11 protein-coding genes are annotated in these 13,935 nt (G+C 68.3%); 10 read left to right on the top strand and 1 reads right to left on the bottom strand.

Annotated features, from left to right (window positions below; all coding sequences use genetic code 11):
- The first annotated feature begins 2 nt into the window (after nucleotides 1-2).
- The 9 genes from AC07NF_RS07510 to AC07NF_RS07550 all read left to right on the top strand — a co-directional run bounded on the left by AC07NF_RS07510 (nucleotide 3) and on the right by AC07NF_RS07550 (nucleotide 12,044).
- The gene (locus AC07NF_RS07510; protein ID WP_492809946.1) at nucleotides 3-485 is read left to right on the top strand and encodes an Hcp family type VI secretion system effector; all 483 of its coding nucleotides are present in this window, start codon (nucleotides 3-5) and stop codon (nucleotides 483-485) included.
- Between the two features lie 28 nt (nucleotides 486-513).
- The gene (locus AC07NF_RS07515; RefSeq protein WP_494627668.1) at nucleotides 514-1,314 is read left to right on the top strand and encodes a type VI secretion system accessory protein TagJ; all 801 of its coding nucleotides are present in this window, start codon (nucleotides 514-516) and stop codon (nucleotides 1,312-1,314) included.
- Nucleotides 1,314-1,847 (top strand): type VI secretion system baseplate subunit TssE, encoded by a 534-nt coding sequence (gene tssE / locus AC07NF_RS07520; protein WP_492809943.1) that lies wholly within the window; start codon nucleotides 1,314-1,316, stop codon nucleotides 1,845-1,847. Before AC07NF_RS07515 ends, tssE begins: the two co-directional genes overlap by 1 nt.
- Before the next feature lie 3 nt (nucleotides 1,848-1,850).
- Nucleotides 1,851-3,716 carry a type VI secretion system baseplate subunit TssF gene (gene tssF / locus AC07NF_RS07525; protein WP_494627665.1) on the top strand — a complete coding sequence of 622 codons (1,866 nt, stop codon included), beginning with the start codon at nucleotides 1,851-1,853 and terminating at the stop codon, nucleotides 3,714-3,716.
- Entirely contained in the window at nucleotides 3,680-4,747 is a 1,068-nt protein-coding gene (gene tssG, locus AC07NF_RS07530) for a type VI secretion system baseplate subunit TssG (RefSeq protein ID WP_494627663.1), read from the top strand. The genes tssF and tssG overlap by 37 nt, the downstream gene beginning before the upstream one ends.
- On the top strand, nucleotides 4,744-7,437 hold the full coding sequence (gene tssH, locus AC07NF_RS07535) for a type VI secretion system ATPase TssH (RefSeq protein WP_494627661.1): 2,694 nt from the start codon (nucleotides 4,744-4,746) through the stop codon (nucleotides 7,435-7,437). The genes tssG and tssH overlap by 4 nt, the downstream gene beginning before the upstream one ends.
- Before the next feature lie 2 nt (nucleotides 7,438-7,439).
- Complete coding sequence (locus tag AC07NF_RS07540) at nucleotides 7,440-10,175, top strand: serine/threonine-protein kinase (protein WP_494627659.1); 2,736 nt, start codon at nucleotides 7,440-7,442, stop codon at nucleotides 10,173-10,175.
- A gap of 420 nt (nucleotides 10,176-10,595) precedes the next feature.
- Nucleotides 10,596-11,210: a recombinase family protein gene (locus AC07NF_RS07545; RefSeq protein WP_494627657.1), complete on the top strand. Its 615-nt coding sequence runs from the start codon at nucleotides 10,596-10,598 to the stop codon at nucleotides 11,208-11,210.
- Between the two features lie 120 nt (nucleotides 11,211-11,330).
- Nucleotides 11,331-12,044, top strand: a complete 714-nt coding sequence (locus tag AC07NF_RS07550) for a DUF6683 family protein (protein WP_494627655.1) — start codon at nucleotides 11,331-11,333, stop codon at nucleotides 12,042-12,044.
- Here the strand turns inward: AC07NF_RS07550 and AC07NF_RS07555 are convergent.
- Nucleotides 12,033-13,061, bottom strand: coding sequence for a LacI family DNA-binding transcriptional regulator (locus tag AC07NF_RS07555; RefSeq protein WP_492810682.1), 1,029 nt, complete (start codon nucleotides 13,059-13,061; stop codon nucleotides 12,033-12,035). The genes AC07NF_RS07550 and AC07NF_RS07555 overlap by 12 nt on opposite strands.
- Nucleotides 13,062-13,191: 130 nt before the next feature.
- Here AC07NF_RS07555 and AC07NF_RS07560 point away from each other — a divergent pair, with 130 nt between their 5' ends.
- Nucleotides 13,192-13,920 (top strand): IclR family transcriptional regulator, encoded by a 729-nt coding sequence (locus AC07NF_RS07560; RefSeq protein WP_494627653.1) that lies wholly within the window; start codon nucleotides 13,192-13,194, stop codon nucleotides 13,918-13,920.
- Nucleotides 13,921-13,935: the final 15 nt, after the last annotated feature.

A 13,935-nucleotide genomic window follows, 5' to 3' on the forward strand; every position in this document is an offset into this window, starting at 1 on the left:
TTATGGCCGTGGATATGTTCCTGAAACTTGAAGGCATTAGTGGCGAGTCCAAGGACAGCACCCACAAAGGAGAGATCGACGTCCTGGCCTGGAGCTGGGGCATGACGAACTCGGGCACCGCCCATGTCGGCGGCGGCGCCGGCGCCGGCAAGGTCAATGTTCAGGATCTCTCGTTCACGAAGTATGTCGACCTGGCCTCGGCCCCGCTGATGCTGGCCGCCGCCAACGGCAAGCACATCAGCAAGGCCACCCTGGTGGTCCGCAAGGCGGGCGAGAACCCGCTGGAATACATCACGCTCACCATGACCGACGTGCTGGTGACCTCGGTCTCGACCGGCGGCAGTGGCGGTGAAGACCGTCTCACCGAGAACGTCTCGCTGAACTTCTCCAAGGTCGAGGTCTCGTACAAGGAGCAGTCGCAGGCGGGCAAGGCCGCCGGCACCGGCGACTTCAAGTGGGATATCGCGGGCAACGTGAAGTTCTAAACGGCTCGCGCCGGTTCTCGGCGAGATCATGAAATCAATGACGATGAACGCCGACGACCTGCTGCGCGCCGGGGATCTGGACGGCGCGCGCAAGGCCCTTGTCGAAAGGGTCAAGCGCGCGCCGGACGACCAGCCGGCCCGCATGTTTCTGTTCCAGTTCTTCTGCATCCTGGGTGAGTGGGACAAGGCGCTGGCTCAGCTGAAGGCCCTGGCCCAGCTGTCGCCCGAAGCTCAGATGCTGGTGGTCGCCTACAACACGGCGATCAAGGCCGAGCTCGAGCGCGAGGAAGCCTTCGCCGGCCGCATCCCGCCCGCTCTGCTCGTCGGCGGCGAAGCATGGACAAGCGATCTGGCCACCGCGCTGGGCGCCGCCATCCAGGGCCGGAACGACGAGGCCGAGACCGCGCGCGATCGCGCCTTCGACGCCGCGCCCGACACCCCCGGACATTTCAACGACCAGCCCTTCGACTGGATCGCCGACGCCGACCCGCGCTTTGGCCCATCGTTCGAGGCCTTCGTCCACGGCCGCTGGGGACTGATCCCCTTCGAGGCCGTCGCCCAGATCACCAGCGAGGGCCCCCAGGACCTGCGCGACCTCGTCTGGCTGCCCATCGAGATCGAATTCAAGACCGGCCGGTCGGTCGGCGCCCTGCTCCCGGCCCGCTATCCTGGGACACCCCGCGAAGCGGACGCCAGCCTGCTGCTGTCACGCGCCACGGACTGGCGAGACGGCCCGCTGGGCGCCTGGGCCGTCGGCCAGAAGCTGTGGTCGCTGGGCGGCGACGACGAGGTCGGCGTCCTGGCCTTGCGTCGTCTGGTGTTCTCTTAATGGCGACACGGATCAACCCCACCCTGTTCGACAAGCTGGTCGCCGATCTCGACATCGAAGGCGTGCGCGACGATCCCAAGATCGAGACCGGCCAGGTCAGCCGCGCGTCCACGTTGCGGCTCTATCCGATCATGAAGCTGGAGCGTTTCAACGAGTCCGCCTTGCGGGCGACGGTGCTGCGCGAACTGAACTGGATCCTCAACACCACGCACCTGGGCTCGGTCCAGAACCTCAAGGCCTACCCCGAAGTGGCGACCTCGGTGTTGAACTATGGCGTGCCGGACATGGCAGGCAAGCTGCTGCAGCGCGGCGCGATCCAGGCCCGCGCTCGCGAGATCAAGGAAGGCATCCGCCGATACGAGCCGCGCATCGCGCCGCGGCGACTGGAGGTGACGGCCGCCACCGCGGCCGCCAAGCCCAACGCGGTCACCTTCGTTATCCGCGCCGACGTCACCAGCGCCGTGAAGGCCCTGCCGGTGGAGTTCAAGACGGACGTGGAAATCGACACCGGCTCGGCGACCCTGCGGGAGTAGCGCATGGATCCCCGACTGCTCAGGGCCTACAACGAAGAGCTGCTCTATCTCCGCGAAACGGCGAAGGAGTTCGGCGAGGAATACGAGTCCGTCGCCAGCCGCCTGGGCCTGAACGCCCCGGCCGACACCGACCCCTATGTCGAGCGCCTGCTGGAGGGCGTCGCCTTCCTCGGGGCCCGGGTGAAGCTGAAGCTGCAGGACCAGTTCCCGGACTTCACCCAGCATCTGCTGAACGCCATCCAACCGCATTACCTGGCGCCGACGCCGTCGATGTGCGTTGTGGCGCTGGAGCCGCGCGAGGGCGATCATGCGATCGCCGCGGGCTTCAAGGTGCCGCGGTTGACCGAGATGTCGGCCACCGGCCGCGACGATGCGGCCACGCCCGTGACCTTCCGCACCGGCCAGGACGTCACCCTCTGGCCCCTTCGGATCACCGAAGCCGAGTACCTGCCGACCCGCGCGGCCGTCTCGGCCTATGCGGGGGCGGCCGGCGTGCGGGCCGAGGCCGGGCTGCGCCTGAAGTTCGCCGGCCTAGGCGGCATCCCGCTGTCGGCCTTCGCGCCGGACTCCCTGCCGATCTATCTCGACGGCTCCGAGCTGGTGCCCGGCGAGCTCTATCGACAGCTGATCGGCGACGCCGTGGCCATCGTCGCCCGTTCGGCGGAGTCCGCCGCCGGCGCCAAGGCCTGGGTCAAGCTGCCGGTCGCCGAGCAGCATGGCTTCGAGGAGGAGTGCGCCCTGCTGCCCAATGGCCGCCGGTCGTTCCGGGGGTACCGGATCCTCTCCGAATATTTCGCCTGTCCCGAGCGCTTCCTGTTCGTGCGCCTGCGCGAGCTGGGCAAGGCCTTCGCTGGCTGCCAGGGCGAGTGCGAGGTCGTGCTGCTGTTCAACCGCTCGGCCAGCGCCCTGGCCGGGGCGGTGTCGCCGGCCAACTTCCGGCTCTTCGCCACGCCGGCCATCAATCTGTTCGAGAAACAGCTCGACCGCGTCGCGATCAACGAGTTCGACCACGAGCACCAGCTGATGGCCGACCGCACCCGGCCGCTGGATTTCGAGGTCTATCGCGTTCTGGACGTTACCGCCTATTCGCAGAAGAACGGGGACGCCCGCCCGGTCGCGCCGCTGCACGCGTTCGGCAGCCTGCTCTACGACTGGAGCGAGGCGCTGTTCTACATCACGCGCCTGCGCCACCGACGCCTGTCAACCAAGGAGCAGCGGCTGCGCCGCCGCGCCGACTATCTGGGCACCGAGACCTGGATCAGCCTGATCGCGCCGGGCGAGCCCAGGCGGCTGGAGAGCGTCTACGAGCTGGGCGTCCGGGCCTTGGTCACCAACCGCGAGCTGGCCGAGAACCTGCGCGTGGGCGGGACCACCGACTTCCGGATCAGCGGCGTGCCGGTCAAGGCCGCAACGATCGTCCGTGCGCCAACCAAGCCGCGTCCGCCTATGGGCATCAGCGATGGGGCCTGGCGGGTCATCGGTCACCTGACCCCTAACTATGCCGCCTTCGCGCTCGACAATGACGACGACCCTTCGGTGCTGCGCGATCACCTGGCGCTGTACGGCCGCACCGACGATCCGCACCTGCGTCGCCAGATCGACGGCGTGCTGGCGGTGCGCTCCAAACCCGTGACGCGGCGGGTTCCAGGCGCCGGGCGCAGCGCCTTCGCCCGTGGCCAGCGCCTGCGCGTGAAGCTGGACGACGCGCCCTTCGAGAACGGGCGGATGTTCCTGTTCTCGGCGGTGCTGGAGCGCTTTCTCGGCGAATTCGCCACCGTCAACGCCTTCACCGAAAGCGTCTTCGACAGCCCCCAGGAAGGAACCTTCGCGCAATGGCCCCCGAGAATGGGCGAACGTCGGAACATCTAGACTTTCTCCGCCGGGCGGCGGGGCAGGCGCGGCGGTTCGGCCTGTTCGGGCTTCTGCGCGCGGCGGAGTCGCGCGCCGCGGACCTGCCGCGGATCGGCGACGCCCGCCTGCCCTCTCAGAATCTGGTCGACCTGGCCCAGACCCCGGCCCTGGGGTTTCCGGGATCGACACTGGACAGCATCACGGTCAAAGGCGGCCGCACGCGGGTCCAGGGCTACTGGTTCGGGCTGACCGGGCCGATGGGGCCGTTGCCCCTGCACATGACCGAGTTCGCGCACTATGAGCGCCGCTACGCCAAGAACCATCCGTTCGGCCGGTTCCTGGACGTGCTGGCCGGGCGCATGCTGCAGTTCTTCTATCGCGCCTGGGCCGAGTCCAATCCGGCCGCCAATGCCGACCGCCCGCGCGACGACCGCTTCGCCTCGTATCTGGCGGCCCTGACCGGCGCGACCGACGGCGTGCGCGAGGACGCGGCGTTCCCGGCCCGCGCGCGTCTCTACTATGCGGGCCTCTACGCCTCGCGGCGCAGCGCGGCGGGGATCGAGGACGCGGTCGCCGACCTGGTGGGCTCGCCGGTGCGCCTGATCGAGTACCAGCCCCGCTGGCGCGACATCGAGGTGGCTGACCAGACGCGTCTGGGCGGCGCATTCAGCCAGCTGGGCGGCGATGCGGTCTGCGGTCGCCGCGTCAGCACGATCACCGACGCCTACCGCATCGCCGTCCACGTCGACACCTATCGCGACTACGAGGACCTGATGCCCGGCGGTCCGCGCTTCGCCGTCGTGGCCGAGGCGCTGGACTCGTTCGCCCCCTCTCACCTGGAGTGGGACCTGGAGGTCGAGGTCAGCGAGACGGCGATGCGCCCGACCGCCTTGGACGGCCGCGCGCGCCTGGGCTGGACCAGTTGGATGAACCCGCCGCTCGGCTGCGGCTCCCGCGCGGAGACCCGCCTGGGCCCCAGCGCCCGTCGGATCGCTCGCAGCGCCCGAAACGCCGCCAAGAGCACCATAGTCACAAGAGGTGTCGCATGACCGAGATCAACCGCTCCGCGCTGTTCGGTCGCCTCAGCCCAACGGGCCTCAAGAGTATCGAGACGGCCACCGGCTTCTGCAAGCTTCGGGGCAATCCGTATGTCGAGCTGGCGCACTGGATCCACGTCCTGCTGCAGGATCCGCGCAACGATGTCGGGGCCATCCGCATCCGTTTCGGCCTAGACGAGGTCAAGCTGGTCCGCGACGTGGTCGCCGCCCTGGACGCCCTGCCCCGTGGCGCCACGGCGATCTCCGACTTCTCGCCGCAGATCGAGGAGGCCATCGAGAAGGGCTGGCTCTACGCTTCGCTGATGTTCCAGGCCGGCAAGGTCCGCACGGGCCACCTGCTGTTCGGGATGCTGAAGACCCCGACCCTGCGCAACGCCCTGTTCTCGATCTCGCCGGAGTTCCGCAAGATCGCGGCGGACGTCCTGGCCGACGGCTTCGACCAAGTCGTGGCCGGCTCGGCCGAAGTCGGCGGCGCCCCGATCGCCGAAAGCGTCGCCGAGAGCGTCGGCGGTCCCGCCGATCCCTTCGCCGCCGGCGGCGAGACCCTGGCCAAGTACTCGGTCGACCTCACCGCCAAGGCCCGTTCGGGCGAGATCGACGCCATCGTCGGCCGCGATGCCGAGATCCGCCAGGTCGTCGACATCCTGCTGCGCCGGCGTCAGAACAACCCGATCCTCACGGGCGAGGCCGGTGTCGGCAAAACGGCCGTGGTCGAAGGCCTGGCCCGCCGCATCGTCGGCGGCGACGTGCCGCCGGCGCTGAAGGACGTCACCCTGCGCGCGCTGGACATCGGCCTGCTGCAGGCCGGCGCCGGCGTGAAGGGCGAGTTCGAGAAACGCCTTCGCCAGGTGATCGACGAGGTGGAGTCATCGCCCAAGCCGATCATCCTGTTCATCGATGAGGCCCACACCCTGATCGGGGCCGGCGGCCAGGCCGGCTCAGGCGATGCGGCCAATCTGCTCAAGCCCGCCCTGGCGCGCGGACGCCTGCGCACGATCGCGGCCACCACGTGGTCCGAGTACCGGCAGTATATTGAGAAGGACCCGGCCCTGACCCGCCGCTTCCAGACCGTCAATGTCGGCGAACCGGAGACCAATATCGCCGTCTCGATGCTGCGTTCGGTGGCGCCGGCCATGGAGAAGCACCATCAGGTCGTGATCCTGGACGAGGCCGTCGAGGCCGCCGTGAAGCTGTCGCAGCGCTACGTCCCGGCCAGGCAGCTGCCCGACAAGGCCGTCAGCCTGCTCGACACCGCCGGCGCCCGCGTCGCGGTCTCGCAGCACGCGACGCCCGCCGCGGTGGAGAACCGCCGCCGCCGCGTCCAGCTGCTGAACGTCGAGCTGGAGATCGCGACCCGCGAAGCCGAGGGCCACTACACCGACGACGGTCGCTTGACCCGGCTGAAGGACGAAATCGTCACCGCCCAGTCCGAACTCGATTTGATCGAGACCCAATGGGCCGCCGAGCAGGACGCGATCGCCAAACTGAAAGAGGCTCGTCAGGCCCTGGCCGAAGCCAAGGCCGCCGACGCGCCCGACCTCGCCGACCGCAAGGCCGCGCTAGACTCGGCCCTGCGCGCGGTCACCGCCGTGCAGGGCGACAGTCCGATGGTCTTCGCGGAGGTCGACGCCGACGCCGTCGCGGCCGTGGTCGGCGACTGGACCGGCATCCCGGTGGGCCGGATGGTCAAGGACGAGATCGCCTCGGTCCTGACCCTGGCCGACCAGCTCAAGCGCCGGGTGGTCGGCCAGGATCACGCGATGGACGCCATCGCCAAGCGCATCCAGACCAGCCGCGCCAAGCTAGACAATCCCAACAAGCCGGTCGGCGTCTTCATGCTGGCCGGCCCCTCGGGCGTCGGCAAGACCGAGACAGCACACGCCCTCGCCGAACTGCTCTATTCGGGCGACGACAGCCTGATCGTCATCAATATGAGCGAATTCCAGGAGGCCCACACCGTCTCGACCCTGAAGGGCGCGCCAGCCGGCTATGTCGGCTACGGGCAAGGCGGGGTCCTGACCGAGGCGGTGCGTCGCCGCCCCTACTCCGTGGTGCTGCTCGACGAGGTTGAGAAGGCCCACCCGGACGTCCACGAGATGTTCTTCCAGGTCTTCGACAAGGGCTACATGGACGACTCCGAAGGTCGCCATATTGACTTCAAGAACACCCTGATCCTGCTGACCTCCAATGTCGGCTCCGACCTGATCGCCTCGCTGTCCGAGGACGAGGAAATGAAACCCGAGGCCGAGCCCCTGGCCCAGGCCCTGCGGCCGGAGTTGCTAAAGGTCTTCCCGCCCGCGCTGCTGGGCCGCCTGATCGTGCTGCCTTACTATCCGCTGTCGCCCGCCATGCTGGAACGCATCGTCCGCCTGCAGCTCGACCGCATCAAGAAGCGGATCGCCGAGAACCACGGCATCGTCTTCGCCTACGACCAGGCGGTCACGGCGCTGATCGTCTCGCGCTGCACCGAGGTGGCGTCGGGCGGCCGGATGATCGACGCCATCCTGACCAACACCATGCTGCCCGAATTGTCGGTCGTCCTGCTGGAGCGGCAGATGGCCGGCGAAGAAATAGCGAAGATTACCGTCTCGGTTGAGAACTCAACCTTCACCTACGCGTTCGAACAGGTGGAAGCGTCACCGCAGAGCGACGCCACTCTGATCCAGGAAGCCGTGGCCTGAGTATGTCCGACGATCCCGCTGACGACGTGGCCTCGACCACCGGCTTCACCCAATCCTCGTTGGGCCAGTCCTCGTTGGGGAAGCGCGGCGCGCGAAAAGCTGGACGGCAGGGTATCCTCCCGATCGGCTTCGTCCTGAACGGCATCTACGAGGTCAAGCGCTTCATCGCCCGGGGCGGCATGGGCGAGGTCTATGAGGGCGTCAACGTCAACGCCGACGAGCGCGTGGCGATCAAGGTCATCCTGCCTCACCTGGCCGCCGACCCGAAGGTCCAGGCCCTGTTCCGCAAGGAGGCCAAGACCCTCATCAGCCTGGCGCACCCGGCCCTGGTCCAGTACCGCGTGCTGGCCCGCGAGCCGCGGAAGGACCTGCTCTACATCGTCACCGACTATATCGACGGCGCGCCGCTCACCCAGCTGATCGGCAAGGGTCCTCCGCCCGCGACGACGGAATTGGTGCGCCTGACGCGACGCCTGGCCGAGGGGCTCGAGGCCGCTCACAGCCACGGCGCCATCCACCGTGACATCTCTCCGGAAAACATCCTGCTGCCCGACGGCGTGCTCAACCGCGCCAAGATCATCGACTTTGGCATCGCCAAGAGCATGGAGATCGGCGCCCAGACCGTGGTGGGAGACGGTTTCGCGGGCAAGCTGGGCTATGTCGCGCCCGAACAGTTCGGCGATTTCGGCCGTCGTGTCGGCCCCTGGACCGACGTCTACAGCCTGGGCCTGGTGGCCCTGGCTCTGGCCGGCGGCAAGGCGCCCGACATGGGCGCGACCCTGGTCGACGCGATCGACCGTCGCCGGGCCGGTCCGGATATCGATGCGGTGCCGGCGATCCTGCGGCCGCTGTTCGCCCGGATGCTGAGTCCCGATCCCAGCAACCGCCCCCAGACCATGGCGGAGCTGATCGCGGCCCTCGACGCCCTGGACCTGTCGAACGAGCCGTCGACGCCTTCCACGCCGTCCTGGGTCCCCGCGAGCGACGCCCTGGCGTCGGACCTGGTGGCGGACAGCGAGCGGACGGTCGTGCACTTCGGCTCCGAACCGCCGTCGTGGTTCAGCGCCGAACCGCACGCGGAAGAGACCACGCCGCCGATCGTCACCAGTCCCGATATCGCCGATCCCGACATCCCACTCGAAACGCCTGAAGAGCCGGCGCAGGGGCGCACGGTCTTCGCGCCCTCGCCGCTTCCACAAGCTCCCAAGACGACCGAACCGCCGCTCCCCGAGCGCACCGTCTTCTCGGCCGCGCCCGAGCCGGAGATCGAACCCGCCCCTGCGATCGAAGACGAGGCGGAAGTCGCGTCCGACATCGGTGACGTCGGCGCTCCCTCGCACGACGAAGGGGGGCGGATCGAGACCCCCGCGTCGGTGGAGACCGACGATGACGACGACGCCGTCTCGCCCGCCCCCCCCGCTATGGACTTCGCCTACGGCTCGGGCCCGGACAAGACCGAGACGGTCTCGCCGTCATCAGCGCCTTCGCCCGCCCGCGCTCGCCCGAGCGGCAAGCTGATCGCGATCGGCGCGGTGGCCGCCGTGGTCGTCGCCGGCGTCGGCATCACCATCCTGTCGTCGCAGAGCAAGGGCCGATTGCCCACCGCCGCGACCTCGACCGCCCAGGCCCCGCCCGCCTCGCCGGACGTCCTCCAGGCCGAACAGGCGATCGCCACCGCGCTGCCGAGCATCCCGTGTTCGTGGCTGACCGTGGGACACGGCCAGGCCGGCGACGGCTCGACCGTCATCCAGGTCTCCGGGGCGGCCGGTGATCCCACGGCCGTGAACCGCGCGGTGGCCTCGGCCTCCCGTCGCGCCGGCGCGTCGGGCCTGCAGGTCGATTCCACCGGCGTCCTGGCGGCGGACCAGGCCGCCTGCCCCTTGCTCGACGCGGCGCGCGGCGCGCGCGACTCCAAGGCCATCGCCGCGCCCGCCGTCATCGCCCTCCAGACACGCTTCGAGATCGACCGGGGCATACAGGGCTGCCCCAGGGGCCTGTGGGCGCAGGCTGTCATCAACATCACGCCCGATCCGTCGAAAAACTACAGCCTGGTCGCGGTCCAACCTTCCGGTCGCCTGGAGCAGTTCGCCGCCAGCCGCGAGCAGCTGGACAGGCTCGCCGCCCGCAACCCCAATCTCTATCAGGACCTGGGAAACGGCCGTCATCGCGTCTCGATGTGCTTGGGCGAGCCGGGCCTGGCCGGACTGCTGATGGTCGAGGGCGCTGGTCCTTTCGACCTCGGCCTCCGCCCGGGCGCCGCCGCAAAGCCGCCGCGGGACTTCGCCCAGCGCCTGGGCGAGCTCGCCAAGTCCAGGGGCTGGACGATGCAGATGGCCTGGTTCCAGCTCGCCAACGATCAGCCGGACCAGCCAGACCTCCCGGCCGTGGACCCCGCCACGCTGCGCGCCCAGAAACTGGCCGAGGCCGCGCAGAAGGCCGCCGCCGCCGAAGCCGCCGCGAATGCCGCCGCGCCGGTGGTGGCCGCGCCGCCGCCGGAGCCCGAGAAGCTGCCCGCCGACCACGTAGCCTGTCGCCGCTTCGCTGGCGGGGCCTGGGAAGAGCTGGGCTATGCGCCCCGCGCGACCTGCGTCGACCGCGTGTTCGCCGGACGCTGCGACGTCCAGACGGGCCGCTCAGGCGACATCGAATTGCGCCGAAGCGGCGACAACCTCCAGGCCAAGACTGGCAAGGGTTTCCGCAAGTGGCAGAACGTCGGCAAGTCGGACTGCAAGGGGTAGCGCGCGGCGCGGATATCGGAGCGGTGGCCAGACGCGTAGCGCGTCTTTCGCTTGCCCCCGGCTAATCCACTCCAATCACCGATCTTAGCTCTCGGACGAGGTTAGGCTGCGTGGAGATCTAGATCTCGCCGATCGACTTACCATCGAGCCAAGGCGTCACTTCGAGAGTGGGCCCTGGTCCTCCTCGATGAGTTGGCAATAGAGGGCCGCTAGTCTGACGCACCTGAGCAGACCTTCCTAAGGTCGCCTAAGAGTCATGCTCGGCCGCTCCCTGCTGTCCGAAAAACGCAGGTTAGTCGGCCCCCTCCCCACGCGAACCGCCCTCCCCTGGCTGACTTGAACGTGAGGGGTCCGGAAACCGTGTCGCGAAATCAAAGGAGCGCGTTTGGCGGTGTGGATGAGATTTGAGACAATGGCGACATGCTCATTGGCTACGCCCGCGTCTCGACCGCCGACCAGCGCCTGGATCTTCAGGTCGATGCGCTGACGCGCGCCGGTTGCGAGCGGATTTTCTCCGACCATGCCAGCGGCGGACGCGGTGATCGGACTGGCTTGGCAAACGCGTTGTCGCATCTGCGCGCCGGCGACACGCTGGTTGTCTGGAAGCTAGATCGCCTGGGGCGGACGGTTCGGCAGCTAGTGGACTTCACGGCGGAGCTTGGGGCGAAGGAGATCAACTTCGTCAGCCTGACCGATGGGATCGATACCTCCACGGCCGCTGGGCGGTTCTTCTTCCACGTTATGGCCGCGATGGCGGAGATGGAACGAGACTTGGTGCGTGAGCGGACCTTGGCCGGTCTGGCGGCCGCGAAAGCACGTGGTCGGCTCGGCGGTCGCCCGTCGAAGTTGACCACGCAGCAGGTCAGTCACGCCAAACTTCTGCTGGCGGATCCGGCGGTCAGCGGCGCCGAGGTCGCCCGGACCTTGGGTGTCGCGCGCTCGACCCTCTATCGATCGCTGGAACGCCCGAAGGGATCGCCGAAGAAGCGCTACAAGCGGCCGTCGCACATATTGGAGTCGCGACCGGGGACGTAGGAGTCTGTAGCGCGGAAAGAGTCCGCAGGTGCTTCGTTCCGCTGGCCTGCACGATCTACGATCTAGGAGTCAGGGACAGCCCGGCTAAGTTCGCGCCACAACGCAATCGGGAGAAATGGCATGGCTCGATCGGCAGCGGTTCTTCTCGTCGGCGCGGTCCTGACGATCGCGGCGCCGGCGCGCGCCCAGGACATGGTCAATGTCTATCTGATGGACGGCGGCGCGTTTAACAACGCGCTGAATGCCAGCACCATCGTGGCGCGGACCAAGGCGCTGCTTGGCGATCAGGCCAAGTCACCAGCCAGCGCTCCGCCGCGTTCCGCGCCGGTTTCCGCCAAGAGCCTGCGGTTCGTATCGACGCCCAGCGCCACCGCGATCCCGGCCATGGCGTCTACGTATCCCGCTTCAAAACGAACTGAGGTTACGTCGGTTTTTCAACAGCTTCTGGGAAAGTTTGGCGGGATCGAGCGCCTGTTCGGCCAGCCCGATCACGACCTGCCGACCGCCCTATCGCTGTATGTCGCCACCAGCTACGAGGCCGTCACGGGCACGCAGGTGACGCCGCAGCAGGCCCGGCCGCTGATCGCCCAGATGCGCGGCCTGCTCCAGGGCGAGCCCGGCGTCGCCGGCGCGTCCGACGCCGAGAAGCAGAAGCTCTACGAACAGCTGGCCGTCACGGGCATGTTCACCTCGGTGGCGACGATGGAGCTGAAGCAGAAGCCCAACCCCGTCGCCAGCGATCACCTGAAGGCTGCTGCCCGCGCCAATCTGGCCCAGCTGGGCCTGGATCCCGACCGGATTCGCTTTAGCGACAACGGCCTGTCAGCGCGGTGAGCTGACGGACTGGCGGTGCATCAGGGTCAGCTCGATCGGCTCCTGCGGCCAGTTCAGGCGCTTGCCGTTGATCATCTCCAGCAGACGCTCGGTGGCGGCCTGGGCCATGTCAACCAGCGGACGACGGATCGTGGTCAGCGCCGGCGTGATGATCGAGGCGATGTCGCTGTCGTCGAAGCCGACGACCGACAGCTGATCCGGAATGGCCAGGCCGCGCTCGCGGGCGGTCTTGACGACGGCGGCGGCCATAATGTCGTTGGCGGCGAAGATCGCTGTCGGCGGCTGGTCCAGCGCCAGCAACGCCTCGGCGGCTGCGAGGCCGCTCTCGAAGCCGTAGTCGCCCTTGCGCAGATAAGGCTCGGGCATGGCGCCGCCGATGCCTTCCAGGAAGCCGGCCTTGCGCTCCTGGGCCGAGCGGAAATGCGGCGGCCCCTCGATCATGGCGATGCGCTGGTGGCCCAGCGACTTGAGATGCTGGCCAAGCGCCCTACTGGCGCCCCGCTCGTTGCTGACCAGCATGCACGGATATTCAGGCATCGAGACCGAAGCGATGCCGACCGACGGCACGCCCAGGCGGGTCAGGCGCTCAGGGATAGCGGCGATCTCGGACGCCGGCGGCAGGACGATCAGCCCATCCACCCGTGAGCGACGCACGAAGGTCTCGACGTCGGCCGCGACATCGGGATTGCCCGACCGCACCGGCCGCACGACCAGCTCGTAGCCGTGCGAGGAACAGGCCTCGACGATGCCCCGCTGCAACGGACCGATGACGTGAGCGTTGGGGTCGTCCTGCACCATGGCGATCAGGAACGACCGGCCTGAAGCCAGCGCCCGCGCCCGGGTGCTGGGCGCGTAGCCCAGGCGTTCGATGGTCTCGAGCACCCGCTTGCGGGTCTCATCGCCGACATTCGGCGACTCGTTCAGGACGCGGGAAACGGTTCGAATCGAGACCTCGGCCGCGATGGCCACGTCGTCGATCGTCACCGACAAAGCAGCGCCAAAGTCCCCTACCCCCACGCGAGTCTCCCTGTTCCCATCATGTGGATATAACGGCATTTGTCTGAGTGCTAGCGATAGCAGATAGTGTGCCAGCGCTGGCAGATTTGATGATACCTACAGCGCCGATCATCCGCGGAAATGCCTCGCCATGCTCGTGACCAGCGAAACCAAGACCGAAAAGGTCAGCCAGACCCTGTTGCGCGCGCTGGATATCCTCGACGCCGCGCGTGGCGGTCCGGTGGCGCTGACCGAGCTGGAACGCAAGCTGGGCCTGACCCGCAGTACGGCGCATCGCCTGGCCTCGGCCCTAGTCGATCGCCGCCTGCTCACCCACGACCCGCGCAAGGGCTACCGCCTGGGCCCGAAGCTGATGGACCTGGGTTTCCAGGCCAAGGAGGCGACCAGCCTGGCCGTCGTCTCCCAGCCGTTCCTGGACGGTCTGGCCCAGCAGATGGACGACGCCACCAACCTGGCGGTCCGTGACGGCGACGATGTCGTCTACATCGCCCGCTCGCCCAGCCGCCGTCGCGTGGCCGTGCGCCACCAGGTCGGCGACCGCAACCGCGTCAGCAACACGGCCCTGGGTCGCGCTTTGATGCTGGATGCCTCGGAAGAGGCCTGGGCGATCTATTTTTCGGATGAGGATCAGCACCTCGCCCGGGACCAGGGGCTGGGTCGCCACTTCGACGAGGCCGGCGACTGCATCCGCTGCGTCGCCGCCCCGATCCGCGACGCCAGCGGCGCCATCGTCGCGGCCATGAGCCTGTCCAGCATCCCGCAATATATGGACGAAGAGCGGATGGAGCAGGCCAGCCAGGGCGTCATCGCCGCCGCCAACGCCATCAGCCGCCGGCTGGGCTGGGGCTGGGAGACCTAAAGGGCCTCCCAGCTT

It is taken from the genome of Caulobacter sp. GW821-FHT10A06 (assembly GCF_059415805.1).

What these genes read in the sequence shown, in the direction of transcription:
- AC07NF_RS07510 (WP_492809946.1), top strand. Translation starts at nt 3, where the DNA reads ATGGCCGTGGATATGTTCCTGAAACTTGAAGGCATTAGTGGCGAGTCC.
- AC07NF_RS07515 (WP_494627668.1), top strand. Translation starts at nt 514, where the DNA reads ATGAAATCAATGACGATGAACGCCGACGACCTGCTGCGCGCCGGGGAT.
- tssE (WP_492809943.1), top strand. Translation starts at nt 1,314, where the DNA reads ATGGCGACACGGATCAACCCCACCCTGTTCGACAAGCTGGTCGCCGAT.
- tssF (WP_494627665.1), top strand. Translation starts at nt 1,851, where the DNA reads ATGGATCCCCGACTGCTCAGGGCCTACAACGAAGAGCTGCTCTATCTC.
- tssG (WP_494627663.1), top strand. Translation starts at nt 3,680, where the DNA reads ATGGCCCCCGAGAATGGGCGAACGTCGGAACATCTAGACTTTCTCCGC.
- tssH (WP_494627661.1), top strand. Translation starts at nt 4,744, where the DNA reads ATGACCGAGATCAACCGCTCCGCGCTGTTCGGTCGCCTCAGCCCAACG.
- AC07NF_RS07540 (WP_494627659.1), top strand. Translation starts at nt 7,440, where the DNA reads ATGTCCGACGATCCCGCTGACGACGTGGCCTCGACCACCGGCTTCACC.
- AC07NF_RS07545 (WP_494627657.1), top strand. Translation starts at nt 10,596, where the DNA reads ATGCTCATTGGCTACGCCCGCGTCTCGACCGCCGACCAGCGCCTGGAT.
- AC07NF_RS07550 (WP_494627655.1), top strand. Translation starts at nt 11,331, where the DNA reads ATGGCTCGATCGGCAGCGGTTCTTCTCGTCGGCGCGGTCCTGACGATC.
- AC07NF_RS07560 (WP_494627653.1), top strand. Translation starts at nt 13,192, where the DNA reads ATGCTCGTGACCAGCGAAACCAAGACCGAAAAGGTCAGCCAGACCCTG.